Origin of the sequence: Herbidospora galbida, from assembly GCF_005233835.1 — a bacterium.
Taxonomy (GTDB): Bacteria; Actinomycetota; Actinomycetes; order Streptosporangiales; family Streptosporangiaceae; genus Herbidospora; species Herbidospora galbida.
The window spans coordinates 52,477-69,901 of the sequence record NZ_SZQA01000023.1; the positions used below are offsets into that span (position 1 = coordinate 52,477).

The following is a 17,425-nucleotide window of genomic DNA, read 5'->3' on the forward strand; positions in this document are numbered from 1 at the left end:
AATCTAGCGGACGTCGGTAACCTCTTGTGCGTGAGTGGAACGCAGCGGCGAGTGGTGATCGCGGAAGACGAGGCCCTGATTCGCCTCGACCTGAAGGAGATGCTGGAGGAGGACGGTTACGCCGTCGTCGGCGAGGCCGGTGACGGTGAGAGCGCCGTGAAGCTCGCCACCGAGCTCCGGCCGGATCTGGTGATCCTCGATGTGAAGATGCCCGTCCTCGACGGCATCTCGGCCGCCGAGCAGATCGTGTCGGAGCGCATCGCGCCCTGCCTGATCCTGACGGCGTTCTCGCAGCGCGACCTGGTCGAGCGGGCCAGAGACGCGGGGGCGATGGCCTACCTGGTCAAGCCGTTCACCAAGGGCGACCTGGTGCCGGCCATCGAGATGGCGGTCAGCCGCCACGAGGAGATCGCGGCCCTGGAGAAGGAGGTCACGACGCTCTCCGACCGGCTGGAGACCCGCAAGCTGGTCGAGCGGGCGAAGGGCCTGCTCATGGCCCAGCACGGATGGACGGAACCGCAGGCCTTCCGGTGGATCCAGAAGGCCTCGATGGACCGCCGTCTCAGCATGCGACAGGTCGCCCAGATCGTGGTCACCGAGGCCGCGGGGCCGCCCGACAAGTCGGCCTGACCGGCCCAAGATCCCTCCGGCTCGCGACCCCGCAGGTCAGGGCCGGAGGCGCAGTGTGTTGAGGACTTATTACGACTCCGCATCCAAGTGTCCACAGTTCAGACGCTTTCCTGGCAAGGCGTCTGCGAGTTATGTACGTTTCCAGCATTCGAACGGGACGGTGTCCTGGTTAAGCCCGGCGTTCCGTTGCATGGATGAAGGAGACACTTCATGATCCGCATTGCCCCCATGGGGCGGGTGCTGGCAGTCGCCGCGGCCGCCAGCCTTGCCCTGACGGCCTGTGGTGGTGGCGAGGAGACGGCCGCGCCGGCCACCTCGGCGCCGGCCACGACCGCCGCCGCTCCCGCCACCACGGCGGCGGCCGCGGGCGACGGCACCCTCACCATCGGCTCGATCCTGCCCCAGACTGGTGACCTGGCCTTCCTCGGCCCGCCGGAGTTCGCCGGCGTCGACCTTGCCGTCTCGGAGATCAACGCCGCCGGCGGTGTCCTCGGGAAGCCGGTGACCAAGATCCACGCCGACTCCGGTGACGCGAAGACGGACATCGCTTCGCAGTCCGTTGACAAGCTGCTGCAGCAGAAGGCCGACGCGATCATCGGTGCGGCTTCGTCGGGTGTGTCCCTCACCGTTATCGACAAGATCGTCAACGCCGGTGTGGTCCAGTTCTCCCCCGCGAACACCTCGCCGGAGTTCACGTCGTACAACGACAAGGGCTTCTACTTCCGGACGGCTCCGTCCGACGTGCTGCAGGGCCGTGTTCTCGGCGACCTGATGATCCAGGACGGCGGCGAGAACATCGCCATCCTGAACCGCCAGGACTCCTACGGCACCGGCCTCGCGGCCGAGGTCAAGAAGTCCGTCGAGGGCGGCGGCGGCACCATCGCCGGCGAGGTCGCCTACGACCCGGCCGCGCCCGACTTCTCGGCCGACGTGGCGAAGATCAAGGAAGCCAACCCCGACGCGATCGCGCTGATCTCGTTCGACGAGACCAAGAAGCTCATCCCCGAGCTCGAGAAGCAGGGTCTGGGTCCGGACAAGGTCAAGATCTACTTCGTCGACGGCAACCTGGCCGACTACTCGGCCGACTTCCCCGAGGGTCTGCTCGAGGGCGTCAAGGGCACCCTGCCCGGCGCGGCCTCGGAGGGCAAGTTCAAGGAGAACCTGCTCAAGACCAACCCCGACCTGCGGGACTTCAGCTACGCCCCCGAGTCCTACGACGCCACGATCCTGATCGCCCTGGCCGCCGAGGCGGGCAAGGACGACTCCGGCACCGGCATCTCGAAGAACCTGGTCGCGGTCAGCAAGGGTGGCACGAAGTGCACCGACTACAAGGCCTGCCTCGACCTGCTGAAGGCCGGCACTGACATCGACTACGACGGCGTCAGCGGCCCGGTCGAGTTCTCGGACGCGGGCGACCCGTCCGAGGCCACGATCGGCATCTACAAGTACGGCAAGGACAACAAGTACACCAACGAGACCTACCTCGCCGGTAAGGTCGACAGCTGATCTTCCCCGCTCAGCCTGTAGCGACCGAAGCCCCCGTCGTCCGGAAGGACGGCGGGGGCTTTCTCGTGGCCGCTACGGCGATATGAGTGCAATGTGAGGTATCACCCGCCACCGAACCGCATTCGGGCCTCATGGGCGCTCTCAGGGCCGCGCGGACCTCAGCCCGCCTGGGCGCAGCCCTTCTCGATCGCCGTGGCCGCCGCCCGCCACTCCTTCAGCGCCGCCACGGCCTTCTCGTGCGGCGTCGCGGCCGGGACCAGCACGCGGATCGTCCGCTTCATGGTCGCCGTGTGCTCCGCCAGCCCGGCCGGCAGCTTCTCCCCGTAGCTGAGGATCACGCCCTCCACATAGGCGATCCGGCCGCGCATGCCCTCGCCGAACTCCTGCGCCTCCTCCTGCCCGGCCGGCTTCAGGACGTGCTCGGCGAAGCCGAGCGCCGAGACCACCCGCCGGCAGGGGTCGTCGGCGGCGTCGGCGCCGGTCACGTACATGTCGGTGGAGGCCGCCTTCGGCGGCGGCGGCGCGGAGGCGCAGGCGGTCAGCAGCCCGAGGGCTGCCAGGGCGAGCAGACGGCTGGGCGCCATGGGCGGAACCCCGTTTCTGTACGGAAGCGAAAAAGGCCACCGGGACGACCCGGTGGCCTTTTCGAGGAGGAGGACGTCAGGCGCGGGCCAGCGTCCCCAGGTAGAGCTCGATGACCTTCGGGTCCTTGATGAGGTCCTTGCCGGACGCGGTGTAGGCGTTCCGGCCCTGGTCGAGCACGTAGCCGCGGTCACAGATCTGCAGGCAGCGGCGCGCGTTCTGCTCCACCATGATCACGGTCACCCCGGCCCGGTTGATCTGCTGGGCCTGGATGAAGACCAGGTCCTGCAGCTTGGGCGACAGACCGGCGGAGGGCTCGTCGAGGAGCAGGACGGAGGGCTCGGTCATGAGGGCGCGCCCCATGGCCACCATCTGCCGCTCGCCGCCGGACAGGGAGCCCGCCCGCTGCTTGCGCCGGTCCTTGAGGGCCGGGAAGATCTCGCAGACGAACTCGAAGCGCTCCTTGAACTTCTTGGGCACCTGGAAGGCGCCCATCTCGAGGTTCTCCTCGACGCTCAGCGACGGGAACACGTTGTTGGTCTGCGGCACGAAGCCGACCCCGCGCTCCACGAGCGCGTGGGCCTTCAGGCCGGTGATGTTCTCGCCCTTGAGGGTGATCGAGCCCGTCCGCACCTCGACGAGGCCGAACAGCGCCTTGAGCAGGGTCGACTTACCGGCGCCGTTGGGGCCGATGATGCCGATCAGCTCGCCCTCGTTCACGTAGAGGTCGGCGCCGTTGAGGATGTTCACGCCCGGCAGGTAGCCGGCGAACAGCTCGTCGCAGCGCAGCAGCGCGTCTCCGGCGGCCGCCACGTGTGCCGAGCGGTCGACGATCGCGTTCGGGTCGGCGGCGCTCATTCCGTGCTCTCCTTGTCGAGTTCGGCCTCGGCCTCGTGGAGCTGCCGCTCCTCCTCCTCGGCCGAGAGCGGGGCGTCGTGGTGGGCGCCGAGGTAGGCGTCCACGACCCGCTCGTCCGACATGACGCTGTCGGGCGGACCCTCGGCGATCACCTCGCCCTGGGCCATCACGATGACCCAGTCGGAGATGTCGCGGACCATGTCCATGTCGTGCTCGACGAACAGGACGGTCATCCCGAGCTCGCGCAGGTTCTTCACGTGGCCGAGCAGCGACTGCGTCAGGGCCGGGTTCACACCCGCCATCGGCTCGTCGAGCATGACCAGCTCGGGGTTGCCCATGAGGGCGCGGGCCATCTCCAGCAGCTTGCGCTGGCCGCCCGAGAGGCTGCCGGCGAAGTCGTCGCGCTTGGCGTCGAGCTTGAAGCGCTGGAGCAGGTCCTCGGCCTGGAGGGTGATCTCGTCCTCCTGGCCGCGCCACAGGCCCGGGATCAGGCCGCGGAAGAAGTTCTCGCCCTTCTGCGCCTGGGCGCCCAGGCGCATGTTCTCGATGACCGTGAGCTTCGAGAGCGCCTTGGTCAGCTGGAAGGTGCGGACCATGCCCTTACGGGCGACCTTGTAGGCCGACACCCCGTTCATGGCCTGGCCGTTGAAGGTCCACTGGCCCTCGTCGGCGGTGTCGAAGCCGGTCAGCTGGTTGAAGAACGTCGTCTTCCCGGCGCCGTTGGGGCCGATCAGGGCGGTGATGCTGCCCCGCTGGATCTCGACGTGGTTGACGTTCACGGCGGTCAGACCGCCGAAGCGGCGCACCACGTTGTCGACGACGAGGATCGGGTCGGGCTTGGGGACCCCGGGCTCGGCGGCCATGCCCTCGAACGCCTTGAGGGCCGCCGCCTTGCCGGCCGGGAGCGATTCAGCGTGCATCGATTGAGATCTCCCTCTTGTCCCCGAAGATGCCCTGCGGCCGGTAGATCAGCAGCAGCATGAGGCCGAGGCCGACGAGCATCAGGCGGATCGCGCCGACCTGGTTGACCGTGATGAAGGTGATCGCGCCGCTGTTGACGGCTTCTTCCATCCCGGTGCCGATGAAGATGAGCAGCAACCAGAAGAGCATCGAGCCGACGATCGGACCGAGGATCCGGGCCGCGCCACCGAGGATCAGCACGGTGTACGCGTAGAACGTCAGGTCGGTCGAGAACAGGTCGGGCTGCACGGCCGATCGGCTGAGGGCGAAGATGAAGCCGCCCATCGAGCCGATGACGCCACCGATGACCAGCGCCTGCATCTTGTACGAGAACACGTTCTTGCCGAGGCTGCGCACGGCGTCCTCGTCCTCGCGGATCGCCTTGAGCACGCGGCCCCACGGGCTCTTCATCGCCATGAACAGGACGAACGAGGCGAGCGCCACGAGCACCCAGCCGACCGTCAGCACCCACATCGACCGGTTGTCGAAGCCGATGATCGGGGGGATGCCGTACTCACCGGGGGGATAGGGGTTCATGTCGTAGAACGAGCCCGAGAAGGCCTGGAGGCCGTCGGTGCCGCCGAAGGTGTCCGACAGCGCGACCGACCGCACGACGAGGCGGACGATCTCCGCCGCGGCGATGGTGACGATGGCCAGATAGTCGGCCCGCAGCCGCAGGGTCGGGATGCCCAGCAGCAGGGCCATCAGGACGGCCAGCAGCAGGCCGATGCCGACGCCCAGGAAGAAGGGCAGCCCGAAGGTGGAGACGGTCACCGCGATGGCGTACGCGCCGATGGCCAGGAATCCCGCCTGGCCGAAGTTGAGCAGGCCGGTGTAGCCGAACTGCACGTTGAGGCCGATCGCCGCGAGGGCGTAGATGATGGCCTCGGAGCCGATGCCCGCTTCCACGGCCCGGCTGAAGATGAGTGTCCAGTCCATGTGTGCCTCCTAGCCGATCCGCTCGCGACGGCCGAGGATGCCCTGCGGCCGGACCATGAGCACGATGATCAGCACGACCAGCGCGCCGATGGTCTTCATCTCCGGCGGGATCCACAACGTGGAGACCTGGACGAACATGCCGACCACGAGCGAACCGACCAGGGCGCCGAACGCGGTGCCCAGGCCGCCGAGGGTGACGCCGGCGAACATCAGCAGCAGGACCTGCTGGCCCATCTGGAAGTTCAGGTTCTGGGTGGTGCCGAGCAGGATGCCCGCCAGCGCCGCGATGCAGGTGCCGGACGCCCAGACGAGCCGGATGACCCGGTCGACGTTGATGCCCGACGAGGAGGCCAGCGCCGGGTTGTCGGCGACCGCGCGGGTCGCCTTGCCGAGCCGGGTGTACGTCAGGGCCAGGCCCACCGCGATCAGCACCACGATCTCGATGCCCATGGCGATGAGGCTCTTGGGCGTGGCCGAGATCGGGCCGATCTGGATGCCGGCCTGGGCGACGTACTGGTCGTAGGACTCGCCGCCGCCGCCGAACAGGAACAGCAGCAGGGCCCGCAGGAACAGGGCCAGGCCGATCGAGATGATCATCATGGAGATCAGGCCGGTCTTGCGGCGCCGCAGCTGGCCCCAGAAGAACCGGTCCTGTCCCCAGCCCAGGGCGGCCGCTATCACCAGCGCGATCGGCGCGGCGATCAGCAGGTGGAGGCCGACCACGGTGTTGAAGAAGAACGCGAGAAAAGCGCCGATGGTGAGCAGCTCACCATGGGCGAAGTTGGTCAAACCGGTCGTACCGAAAATCAGGGAGAGCCCGACCGCGCCGAGCGCGATGATCAGGCCGAGGTTGAGGCCCTCGAACACGAGCTGGGCCACACGGGTCCAATAGGAGCTGCCGCCCCCGTCACCCTGTTGCCCCTGGGGTGGGGCGTTCGCGTCGACCAATCCGAACAGCACGTTGCGGGCGTTACCCTCGAAAACCTGGACGGTCAGCGTCCCACGGTTGGGGTCTCGCAGCGCTTTCCCTGCGGGAAGGGTGGCCTGGTCCAGCGTGACCTTGTAAGAACCGGCCTTGTCGACGGCGACCTTCCAGGCCCCGTCCGCTCCGGTCGTGGCCTCTCCGACGGGCGCGTCTGCGTCGGTCGCCACGGTGATTTTCACGCCTGCTACAGGCTGGCCTTGGATTCTGAGTGTGCCTTTGACTTCTTCGCCTTCGGCCGCCCACGCTGTGGACGCTCCGGCCAAGAAGACGAAGATGAGTCCACCCATGAAGGCCGTGAACGCGATCACGGCTCTGCGCAATGGTGCTCCTCGTAGGTCATGACGGGGTTGTGCCTCGCCATCCCGAACACGGGACACCGCGATAGGTCCACGGTGTAATGGCCGGAGCATAGAGCCGAACGCCCGTTTACGGACAGTTCGTCACCAATCGGTGACCTGGCTGTGTCGTGTGCGTTTTGCATCGTCCCCGCAGGTGGGGGTGGCCGAGCCGGGGGAATGGCGAGGGCCCGTGGCTGACCTTTGGGGCCGTGCAGAGCTTCCCCGGCGCTGCACGTTGTCTACTCAGCCCGCCACGGGCCCCTCAAGATGAAGACAGTAGCGACAGCGGTGGCCCCTGTGCAGGCTGATGCCGCTTTGTGATGTCGGGATGTCAGGAACCGGCTTGATCGCGAAGCATGCAGGTCAGCCGTGAGGTGCACACCGTGCGGCCCTCGTCGTCGACCACCTCGATCTGGTACGTCGCCAGCGTGCGCCCCCGGTGCAGGGGGAGGGCGGTCGCGGTGACGTGGCCCGACCTGGCCGACCGGTGGTGGGTCGCGTTGATCTCGATGCCGACCGCGGCCCGGCCCTCGCCGGCCTGGAACATCGCCGCGATCGAGCCGACCGTCTCGGCCAGCACCACCGAGGCGCCGCCGTGCAGCAGCCCGTACGGCTGGGTGTTGCCCTCGACCGGCATCCTGGCGACCACCTTCTCGGCCGTCACCTCGAGGAACTCGATGCCCATGCGGTCGGGCAGATGGCCTGTCCCTGCGGCGTTCATCAGCGCGACGAGCTCTTGGGTCAAGGCTCTTCCTTTCAGGGTGGTTCTGTCGTAGGGGGAGACTAGGCTCTGAGCGTGCCGAAGACCGAAGAGACCCCCCGTTTGCTGCTGCTGGACGGCCACTCCCTGGCCTACCGGGCGTTCTACGCGCTGAAGGACGCCAACCTCATGACGACCGACGGCCAGCACACCGAGGCGGTCTACGGCTTCCTGTCGATGCTGACCAACATCATGCGCGACGAGGCGCCGACCCACCTGGTGGTCTGCTTCGACCGCAGCGAGCCGACCTTCCGGCACGAGGCCTACGCCGACTACAAGGCCAACCGGTCGGAGACGCCCGAAGACTTCCGCGGCCAGATGCTGCTGATCCACGAGCTGCTCGACACCCTCAAGGTCCCCCACCTGTCGCTGGCGGGCTTCGAGGCCGACGACCTGATCGCCACCCTGGCCACCCGCGCCTCCGGCGAGGGCATGGACGTGCTGATCGTCACCGGCGACCGCGACGCGCTCCAGCTCGTCGACCCGAAGGTCACCGTGCTGATGACCCGCCGGGGCATCAGCGACATGACCCGCTTCACGCCCGAGGCGGTCGTCGAGAAATACGGCCTGACGCCGAACCAATATCCCGACTTCGCCGCCCTGCGCGGCGACCCCAGCGACAACCTGCCGTCCATCCCCAGCGTGGGCGAGAAGACCGCGACCAAGTGGATCAGCGAGTTCGGCTCGCTCGACGAACTGGTCCGCCGGGCCGACGAGGTCAAGGGCAAGGTCGGCGACAAGCTGCGCGAGCACCTCGGCCAGGTCATCCACAACCGCATGCTCACCGAGCTGCGCCGCGACGTCGCGCTCGACGTCGAGCCGGCCGGCCTGACCATGGGCCAGTGGGACCGCGAGGAGATCAACAAGCTCCTCGACAGCCTCCAGATCCGGGGCGAGCTGCGCGAGCGCCTGTTCAAGGTGCTCGGCACCGCCGAGCCCGAGGTGCAGGGCGGCTTCGAGGCCGACATCGTCACCCTGGAGCCCGGCGGCGTGGCCGCCTGGCTCGGCGCCCTGCCCGCCGGCCGCACGGGGCTGGCCTTCGCCGGGGCGTGGGGCAGCGGCACCGGCCGCATCGACGCCCTGGCCTTCGCGGCGGCCGGCGGCTCGGCCGCCTACCTCGACCTCACCCGGCTGACCGCCGACGACGAGGCCGACCTGGCCGCCTGGCTGGCCGACGAGACGATCGAGAAGGCCGTCCACGACAGCAAGGGCCCGCTGCTCGGCCTGTGGGCCCAGGGCCTCGACCTGCGCGGCCTCACCTGCGACACCGCCCTGGCCGCCTACCTGGCGATGCCGGGCCAGCGTTCCTTCCCGCTCGACGACCTGGTGCTGCGCTACCTCCACCGCACGCTCGAGAACACCTCCGCGGCCAACGGCCAGACCAGCCTGTTCGACGACGCCGACGACACGGCCGCCCGCGACCTGGCGATGAGGGCCGTGGCCGTGCTCGACCTGGCCGAGGCGCTGGAGAGCCACCTGTCCCAGCGCGGCGGCACCCGCCTGGTGACCGACGTGGAGCTCCCGCTGGTCCGGGTGCTGGCCGAGGTCGAGCGGGCCGGCATCGCCGCCGACGCCGAATACCTCGCCGCGCTGGAGGCCGAGTTCGCCGCCGCCGTGAAGATGGCCGTCGACGCCGCCCACGCGGCGGTGGGGGAGCAGTTCAATCTGGGCTCGCCCAAGCAGCTCCAGGAGATCTTCTTCGAGCGGCTCAACCTGCCGAAGACCAAGAAGATCAAGACCGGCTACAGCACCGACGCCGACCAGCTCGCCTGGCTGGCCACCCAGACCGAGCACGAGCTTCCCACGATCATGCTCCGCCACCGCGACCAGCAGAAGCTGCGCACCACGGTCGAGGGCCTGATCAAGGAGATCGCCGACGACGGCCGCATCCACACCACGTTCAACCAGATCATCGCCGCGACCGGCCGCCTGTCGTCGGAGAAGCCGAACCTCCAGAACATCCCGATCCGGACCGCCGAGGGCCGCCGCATCCGCAAGGGCTTCGTGGTCGGTCCCGGCTACGAGACCCTGCTGACGGCCGACTACAGCCAGATCGAGCTGCGCATCATGGCCCACCTGAGCGGCGACCGCTCGCTCATCGAGGCCTTCGGCTCGGGCCACGACTTCCACGCCGCCACCGCCGCCAAGGTCTTCGACACCACTCCCGAGACGGTCACGGGCGAGATGCGCGCCAAGATCAAGGCGATGAACTACGGCCTGGCCTACGGCCTGAGCGACTTCGGCCTCTCGGGCCAGCTCAACATCCCGGTCGCCGAGGCCAGGACGCTGAAAGAGGAATACTTCGAGGAGTTCGGCGGCATCCGCGACTTCCTCAACGACATCGTCGCCCAGGCCCGCACCGACGGCTACACCTCCACCATCCTGGGCCGTCGGCGCTACCTGCCCGACCTGACGAGCGACAACCGCCAGCGCCGCGAGATGGCCGAGCGCATGGCCCTCAACGCCCCCATCCAGGGCAGCGCGGCCGACATCATCAAGGTCGCCATGCTGAACGTGCAGCGGGCGATCGCCGGCATGCGCTCCCGCATGCTCCTCCAGGTCCACGACGAACTCGTCTTCGAGGTCCACCCCGGGGAGCTCGACGACCTCCGCCAGGTGGTCGTGAAGGAGATGGCGGCGGCCTACGAGCTGACCGTCCCGCTCGACGTGTCGGTGGGCGTGGGTCCCAACTGGGAGGACGCGGGCCACTGAGGAAGCGGAGTCGCCTCCTTCCGTCACGGCTCCGCCCCGAGACGGCCTTTGTGGGTTTTCGCCTCCTTCTGGGCGGCGATCACGACTAGGGTCAGATGACTGTGCGGAAGGTTGTGTCCCTGACCGGTGTGGCCAACGTCGTGGTGGTCACGCTCGGGTTGATCGCGCTCTCGCTCATGCGCGGACCGGCCGCCCCGCCCCGCGCCGGCCTGCCCCACACCGAGGCCCAGAAGAAGCCCGGGCAGAGCAGCGAGGCCCCGCCCCAGCTCGCATTACCCGCGTTCGCGCTGCCCGCCCCCGTCCGGGCGACCGAAGAGTCGGCCCGGCGGGTCAAGGCCAACGAGGTCGGGCTCGTGCCGGTGCTCATGTACCACCGGATCCGGTGGGACCGCAGCGCGTCCATCGACCGCACGCCCAAGCAGTTACGGGTGGAGCTGGAGCGGCTGGCGCGGGCCGGCTACGTGCCCGTCACGGCGGCCGAGTTCGTCGAGGGGCGGATGGACGTCGCCGCCGGGGCCCACCCGGTCGTGCTCACCTTCGACGACGGGAACCCCAGCCACTTCGCGCTCGGGGCCGACGGGCTGCCGATGAAGGACACCGCCGTCGAGATCATCCTCGCGGTGGCCGGGAAGTACCCCTCGTTCCGCCCGGTCGCGACCTTCTACGTCAACCGCGAGCCCTTCGGCCTCAAGGGCGAGGACGCCCAGAAGGCGGGGGTACGGTGGCTGATGGACCACGGTTTCGAGGTGGCCAACCACACCTACGCCCACAAAGACCTGCGGAGCCTGTCCAACAAGAAGGTCAGCGAGCAGATCGTGCGCGGGGAGCGGCTGCTCAGGCAACTGGGAGTGGAAGATTTCTCCACGTTCGCCCTACCGTTCGGCTCCCGTCCCCGCAAGGGGTCGCTGGGCCGCGGCGGGTCGTGGGACGGCGACAAGTACCGGTACGAGGGCGTGTTCCTGGCCGGGGCCGAGCCGTCGAAGTCGCCCTTCGCCAAGGGCTACGACCCCCGTGAGATCCAGCGGATCCAGTCGAACGGGCTGGCCGGCGACTGCCGCAAGTGGTGCTCGACCTACTGGCTGAAGTGGCTCGACGAGCATCCCGGCGAGCGCTACACGGCCGACGGAGACCCGGACACTCTCTCTGTGCCGCGCCAACTTCGCGCCAATGTTGCGTCGAAGCGTGGCAAAAAGGTTATCTACTATTAAGCTGCGTCCCGGGCCTTCGGATTGACCCTGCTCGCCAGGTCTCATATGCTGATCGCTGCGCTGTGGGCTCGCGCGCGCCTCGAAGGGAGCGGGCTCGCGCTCGCTCAATCCTGATCCCCGGCTTGAACGAAGCAGGCCTGCTGCGCCTCGACTCAACGACATCTGTCCGGTTCGGAGCAATTCCACACATGACGAGCAGCACTGAGGCCACCTCGAACACCCCGCAGGTAGCGGTCAACGACATCGGTTCCGAGGAGGCCTTCCTCGCCGCGATCGACGAGACCATCAAGTACTTCAACGATGGCGACATCGTCGAAGGCACCGTCGTCAAGGTCGATCGAGACGAGGTCTTGCTCGACATCGGCTACAAGACCGAGGGTGTCATCCCCTCGCGCGAGCTTTCGATCAAGCACGACGTCGACCCCGCTGAGGTCGTCGAGGTCGGCGAGCACGTCGAGGCCCTGGTTCTCCAGAAGGAGGACAAGGAAGGCCGTCTGATCCTGTCCAAGAAGCGCGCCCAGTACGAGCGCGCCTGGGGCACGATCGAGAAGATCAAGGACGAGGACGGCATCGTCACCGGCACGGTCATCGAAGTTGTCAAGGGTGGTCTCATCCTCGACATCGGCCTGCGTGGCTTCCTCCCGGCGTCCCTGGTCGAGATGCGCCGCGTGCGCGACCTGCAGCCCTATGTCGGCCGTGAACTCGAGGCCAAGATCATAGAGCTCGACAAGAACCGCAACAACGTGGTTCTGTCGCGCCGCGCCTGGCTGGAGCAGACCCAGTCCGAGGTCCGCCAGACCTTCCTCAACACCCTCCAGAAGGGCCAGGTCCGCAAGGGCGTCGTGTCCTCGATCGTCAACTTCGGCGCCTTCGTCGACCTTGGCGGCGTCGACGGTCTGGTCCACGTGTCCGAGCTTTCCTGGAAGCACATCGACCACCCCTCCGAGGTCGTCGAGGTCGGCCAGGAGGTCACGGTCGAGGTCCTCGACGTCGACATGGAGCGCGAGCGCGTCTCCCTGTCGCTGAAGGCGACCCAGGAAGACCCGTGGCAGCAGTTCGCCCGCACCCACCAGATCGGCCAGGTCGTTCCCGGCCGGGTCACCAAGCTGGTGCCGTTCGGCGCGTTCGTCCGGGTCGAGGAGGGCATCGAGGGCCTGGTCCACATCTCCGAGCTGGCCGAGCGCCACGTGGAGATCCCGGAGCAGGTCGTCCAGGTCGGCGACGAGATCTTCGTGAAGATCATCGACATCGACCTCGACCGTCGTCGGATCAGCCTGTCGCTCAAGCAGGCCAACGAGGGCGCCGGCGTCGACGTCGAGTTCGACCCGACCCTTTACGGCATGGCCGCGACCTACGACGACCAGGGCAACTACATCTACCCCGAGGGCTTCGACGCCGAGACCGGCGAGTGGCTCGAGGGCTTCGACAAGCAGCGCGAGGAGTGGGAGCGGCAGTACGCCGAGGCCCAGGCCCGCTTCGAGGCGCACAAGAAGCAGGTCGAGCAGGCCCGCGCTGAAGACGCCGAGGCCAGCGAGGCCGCGCCGTCGTCCTACAGCGGCGAGACCCAGACGACCAGCCAGTCGACCGGTGGCGCCCTGGCCTCCGACGAGGCGCTGGCCGCTCTCCGCGAGAAGCTCGCGGGTGGCCAGAGCTAAGTAGCTCGACGAGAGCCCCGTCCACTCCGGTGGGCGGGGCTTTCCGTTTGAATCCGATCTACTTTGTAAAGGCGCCGGGCCCGGTAGTGTGGCGCGATGGTCATCATCGAGCGCGCCGAGCCCCTCGACGCCGGGGAGATCCTCACCCTCCAGCGCGCCGCCTATGTCAGCGAGGCCCAGCTCTACGGCGACCCCTTCATCGCGCCGCTGGTCGAGTCGCTGGAACAGCTCCGCAAGGCCGTCGAGAGCGCCGTCCTGCTCAAGGCCGTCGACGACGGCCGCGTGGTCGGCGCCGTCCGCGGCCTGGTCGCCGAGGTGACCCCCGGCACCACCGCCGGCCGCGCCTGCGTCGTCGGCCGCCTCGTCGTGGCCCCCGACCGCCAGGGGGAGGGCATCGGCACCGCCCTTCTCGAGGCCCTCCACGAGCGGGTGGTCGCGGAGCACCCCGACGTCCGCGCCTTCGACCTGTTCACCGGCCACCTGTCAGACGCCAACCTGCGCCTCTACAAGCGCCTCGGCTACGGCGAGACCCGGCGCGAGCGCGTGCAGGACCATCTGACGATGGTGCACATGCGCCGGGTCACCGAGCCGTGAAAATCGGGCTCACCGGCGGCATCGGGTCGGGCAAGAGCGAGGTCGCCCGGCGCCTGGGCGAACGGGGCGCGGTCGTCATCGACGCCGACAAGATCGCCCGCGAGGTGGTCGAGCCGGGGACCGACGGGCTGGCCGAGATCGTCGCGGCCTTCGGCGAGGGCGTGCTGCGTGCCGACGGGTCGCTCGACCGGGAGAAGCTCGGCTCGATCGTCTTCTCCGACGCGGCCAGGCTCACGGTCCTGAACGGGATCGTCCACCCGAGGGTCGGCGCCCGCGTCCAGGAGCTGCTGGACGACGTGCCCGAGGGCGGCCTGGTGGTCTACGACGTGCCGCTCCTGGCGGAGAACAAGCTGGCCCCCACCTTCGACACGGTGATCGTCGTCGACACGGCCGACGAGATCCGGATCAGGCGGCTGGGGGAGAACCGGGGCATGTCCGAGGCCGACGCGCGGGCCCGGATCGCGGCGCAGGCGACCCGGGAGGAACGGCTGGCGGTCGCCGACTTCGTGATCGACAACAACGGCGGGCTCGCCGAGCTCGACCGCCAGATCGACGAGGTGTGGGCGCGGCTGACGTCGACCTGAGCCTCCGACGCGGTACGGCTCCCGCCCAGCGGGAGCCGTACCGGAGAACCGAAGGTCAGAACCAGCCGCGGCGCTGGGCCATCTGGTGGAGGCCGTTGTTGAGGGCCTGCTCGGCGGCGCCCAGGTTGCCGTTGAGGGGGACCGTGAAGCGGTTGTAGGTGTCGTGGCTGGAGCTCATGAAGCCGCCGCGCTTGTCGGCCTCGAGGATGACGTCCATCGAGTGCGGGTTGGTGATGAAGGTCAGTTCGAGGGCGTTGAAGTGGCGGCTCCACTGCGGGCCGGCGTAGTACTCGATCTCCTGGAAGAACGGCATGCGGGAGCCCTGGAGGGTGCCGCGCTCGAGGTCGGCCTTGCTGAACCGGAAGCCCTGGCGGTCGAGCGCCATGATCAGGTGCTCCTGGATGGGGAGCGGGGTGACGAACAGCGGGTCGAGGTCGCCCTTGTCGAGGGCGCCGGCGAGGGCGAGTTCGGTCTTCACGCCGAGCTTCATGCCGCGCAGCGGGTGGCCGCCGATGGCGCTGATCGGGGTCTCCCACGGGACCGGGATCTGGAACGGCGCGGAGTGGCGGGCACCGGCGGTCAGGTGGAACGGCCCGGCCACCTGCTGGCGCAGGAAGCTGTAGTTGGCGTTGTACTCGCTGTCGCCGCTCTCGACCTCGACGACGGCCGTGAAGTCGATGAAGATTCCTTCGACGCTGTAGTCGCTGCCGCCACCGACGAAGTTGACCTGGCCGGAGAGGGTTTCGCCGGGACGGACGGTCGAGGTCGCGAGGACGGTGTCGACCTCGACGCCGGCGCCGAAGGCGGCCATGAGCTTGCGGAAGACCATTTCGGGAGGCTCCTACTTAATTGTGACGGTTGATCGCTTCAACGGCCGGTTCGTGCCGCCGGGTTCCCCAACCTGGTGCGTTTGTAACCTAACGGGGCTGGCTTGCCGCCCACTTGCAAACGGGTGACCCCGGAATTGTCGGTGGGGGCGCGTAGGTTATGGAGTCGTGAGGCCGGTAACAGATTTGCAGCGCAAGGTGGCGCCCTTCCAGGTCGTCACAGAGATGTCGCCGTCCGGTGACCAGCCGTCGGCGATCGCCGACCTTGAGCGCCGTGTGAGCGCGGGCGACAAGGACACCGTCGTCCTGGGCGCGACCGGAACCGGTAAGACCGCGACCGTGGCCTGGCTGGTGGAGAAGCTCCAGCGGCCCGCCCTGGTGATGCAGCCCAACAAGACGCTCGCGGCCCAGTTCGCCAACGAGCTGCGCGAGATGCTGCCCAACAACGCGGTCGAATACTTCGTCAGCTACTACGACTACTACCAGCCCGAGGCCTACGTCCCGCAGAGCGACACCTACATCGAGAAGGACTCCTCGATCAACGAGGAGGTCGAGCGGCTGCGCCACTCGGCGACCAACTCGCTGCTGACCCGCCGCGACACGATCGTGGTTGCGTCGGTGTCGTGCATCTACGGCCTGGGCACCCCGCAGGAATACGTCGATCGCATGCTGCGCCTGAAGGTCGGCCAGGAGATCGAGCGCGACCGCCTGCTGCGCCGCCTGGTCGACATGCAGTATGCCCGCAACGACCTGGCCTTCACCCGGGGCACCTTCCGGGTCCGCGGCGACACGATCGAGATCATTCCTCAGTACGAAGAGCTCGCCGTCCGCATCGAGATGTTCGGCGACGAGGTCGAGAAGCTCGCCACCCTCCACCCGCTGACCGGCGAGGTGATCACCGAGGACACCGAGCTCTACATCTTCCCGGCGTCGCACTACGTGGCCGGTCCCGAGCGCATGGAGCGCGCGATCAACGGCATCGAGGCCGAGCTGTCGCAGCGCCTGGCCGAGCTGGAGGGCCAGAACAAGCTGCTGGAGGCCCAGCGGCTGCGCATGCGCACGACCTACGACATCGAGATGATGCGCCAGATCGGCTCGTGCTCCGGCATCGAGAACTACTCCCGCCACATCGACGGCCGTGAGGCCGGCACGGCCCCCTACACCCTGCTCGACTACTTCCCCGAAGACTTCCTGCTGGTCCTCGACGAGTCCCACCAGACCGTCCCGCAGATCGGCGCGATGTACGAGGGCGACGCCTCCCGCAAGCGCACCCTGGTCGACCACGGGTTCCGGCTGCCGTCGGCGATGGACAACCGGCCGCTGAAGTGGGAGGAGTTCCTGGAGCGCATCGGCCAGACGGTCTACCTGTCGGCCACGCCGGGCCCCTACGAGATGGGCCGCTCGAAGGGCGAGTTCGTCGAGCTGGTCATCCGTCCCACGGGCCTGGTCGACCCCGAGGTCGTGATCAAGCCCACGAAGGGCCAGATCGACGACCTGATGGAGGAGATCCGCGCCCGCGCCGACCGCGACGAGCGCGTCCTGGTCACCACGCTGACCAAGAAGATGTCCGAAGACCTGACCGACTACCTGCTCGAGAACGGCATCCGGGTCCGCTACCTGCACAGCGAGGTCGACACGCTGCGGCGCATCGAGCTGCTGCGCGAGCTGCGGGTGGGCGAGTTCGACGTCCTGGTCGGCATCAACCTCCTCCGCGAGGGCCTCGACCTGCCGGAGGTCTCGCTGGTGGCCATCCTCGACGCCGACAAGGAGGGCTTCCTCCGGTCGGAGACCTCCCTGATCCAGACGATCGGCCGCGCGGCCCGAAACGTCTCGGGCCAGGTCCACATGTACGCCGACAAGATCACCCCCAGCATGGAACGGGCGATCGACGAGACCAACCGGCGCCGGGCCAAGCAGATCGCCTACAACGAGGCGGCCGGCATCGACCCGCAGCCCCTGCGCAAGAAGATCGCCGACATCCTCGACTCGCTCAACCGCGAAGACGCCGACACGGCCGAGCTCCTCGGCGGCGGCGGCCGACAGCAGTCGCGCGGCAAGGCTCCCGTGCCGGGCCTGAAGTCGCGTCAGGCGGGCCAGCACGCCAAGGCGATCGTGGGCGACATGCCCCGGGCCCAGCTCGAGTCGCTGGTCGAGTCGCTGACCGAACAGATGCACGCGGCGGCGGCCGACCTCCAGTTCGAGGTCGCGGCCCGGTTGCGCGACGAGATCAAGGAACTCAAGCGCGAGGTGCGAGACATGAAGACCGCCGGGGTCGGGTGACCCCGGC

General features: G+C 68.3%; 15 protein-coding genes. 8 read left to right on the plus strand and 7 right to left on the minus strand.

What is annotated here, in order from left to right; all coding sequences use genetic code 11:
- Positions 1-24 precede the first annotated feature (24 nt).
- Both FDA94_RS22925 and FDA94_RS22930 read left to right on the plus strand, forming a co-directional pair.
- Entirely contained in the window at positions 25-630 is a 606-nt protein-coding gene (locus FDA94_RS22925) for an ANTAR domain-containing response regulator (protein WP_137249145.1), read from the plus strand.
- A 210-nt stretch (positions 631-840) separates the two neighbouring features.
- Positions 841-2,136, plus strand: coding sequence for an ABC transporter substrate-binding protein (locus FDA94_RS22930; RefSeq protein WP_137249146.1), 1,296 nt, complete (start codon positions 841-843; stop codon positions 2,134-2,136).
- A 158-nt stretch (positions 2,137-2,294) separates the two neighbouring features.
- On the opposite strand, the gene FDA94_RS22935 is transcribed toward FDA94_RS22930, so the two are convergent.
- The 6 genes from FDA94_RS22935 to FDA94_RS22960 form a co-directional block, all read right to left on the minus strand.
- Complete coding sequence (locus FDA94_RS22935; RefSeq protein WP_137249147.1) at positions 2,295-2,720, minus strand: hypothetical protein; 426 nt, start codon at positions 2,718-2,720, stop codon at positions 2,295-2,297.
- A 76-nt stretch (positions 2,721-2,796) separates the two neighbouring features.
- A complete protein-coding gene (locus FDA94_RS22940) occupies positions 2,797-3,576 on the minus strand; it encodes an ABC transporter ATP-binding protein (protein WP_137249148.1) in 780 nt (259 codons plus the stop codon).
- The gene (locus FDA94_RS22945) at positions 3,573-4,496 is read right to left on the minus strand and encodes an ABC transporter ATP-binding protein (RefSeq protein ID WP_137249149.1); all 924 of its coding nucleotides are present in this window, start codon (positions 4,494-4,496) and stop codon (positions 3,573-3,575) included. Before FDA94_RS22945 ends, FDA94_RS22940 begins: the two co-directional genes overlap by 4 nt.
- A complete protein-coding gene (locus FDA94_RS22950; protein WP_137249150.1) occupies positions 4,486-5,475 on the minus strand; it encodes a branched-chain amino acid ABC transporter permease in 990 nt (329 codons plus the stop codon). The genes FDA94_RS22945 and FDA94_RS22950 overlap by 11 nt, the downstream gene beginning before the upstream one ends.
- A gap of 9 nt (positions 5,476-5,484) precedes the next feature.
- Entirely contained in the window at positions 5,485-6,639 is a 1,155-nt protein-coding gene (locus FDA94_RS22955; RefSeq protein WP_246060101.1) for a branched-chain amino acid ABC transporter permease, read from the minus strand.
- 490 nt (positions 6,640-7,129) lie between these two features.
- A complete protein-coding gene (locus FDA94_RS22960) occupies positions 7,130-7,519 on the minus strand; it encodes a PaaI family thioesterase (RefSeq protein WP_137249216.1) in 390 nt (129 codons plus the stop codon).
- A gap of 75 nt (positions 7,520-7,594) precedes the next feature.
- On the opposite strand from FDA94_RS22960, the gene polA reads away from it, so the two are divergent.
- The 5 genes from polA to coaE all read left to right on the plus strand — a co-directional run bounded on the left by polA (position 7,595) and on the right by coaE (position 14,311).
- A complete protein-coding gene (gene polA / locus FDA94_RS22965; RefSeq protein ID WP_137249151.1) occupies positions 7,595-10,270 on the plus strand; it encodes a DNA polymerase I in 2,676 nt (891 codons plus the stop codon).
- A gap of 95 nt (positions 10,271-10,365) precedes the next feature.
- Positions 10,366-11,478: a polysaccharide deacetylase family protein gene (locus tag FDA94_RS22970; protein WP_137249152.1), complete on the plus strand. Its 1,113-nt coding sequence runs from the start codon at positions 10,366-10,368 to the stop codon at positions 11,476-11,478.
- Positions 11,479-11,666: 188 nt separating this feature from the next.
- A complete protein-coding gene (rpsA, locus tag FDA94_RS22975; protein ID WP_030450235.1) occupies positions 11,667-13,133 on the plus strand; it encodes a 30S ribosomal protein S1 in 1,467 nt (488 codons plus the stop codon).
- 96 nt (positions 13,134-13,229) lie between these two features.
- Complete coding sequence (locus FDA94_RS22980) at positions 13,230-13,727, plus strand: GNAT family N-acetyltransferase (protein ID WP_137249153.1); 498 nt, start codon at positions 13,230-13,232, stop codon at positions 13,725-13,727.
- Between the two features lie 2 nt (positions 13,728-13,729).
- Positions 13,730-14,311, plus strand: coding sequence for a dephospho-CoA kinase (gene coaE, locus FDA94_RS22985; RefSeq protein WP_137249217.1), 582 nt, complete (start codon positions 13,730-13,732; stop codon positions 14,309-14,311).
- 55 nt (positions 14,312-14,366) lie between these two features.
- Here coaE and FDA94_RS22990 read toward each other — a convergent pair whose 3' ends face one another.
- Positions 14,367-15,140 (minus strand): sporulation protein, encoded by a 774-nt coding sequence (locus FDA94_RS22990; protein ID WP_137249154.1) that lies wholly within the window; start codon positions 15,138-15,140, stop codon positions 14,367-14,369.
- Positions 15,141-15,306: 166 nt separating this feature from the next.
- Between FDA94_RS22990 and uvrB the strand changes: the two genes are divergently transcribed.
- A complete protein-coding gene (gene uvrB / locus FDA94_RS22995; protein WP_137249155.1) occupies positions 15,307-17,418 on the plus strand; it encodes an excinuclease ABC subunit UvrB in 2,112 nt (703 codons plus the stop codon).
- Positions 17,419-17,425: the final 7 nt, after the last annotated feature.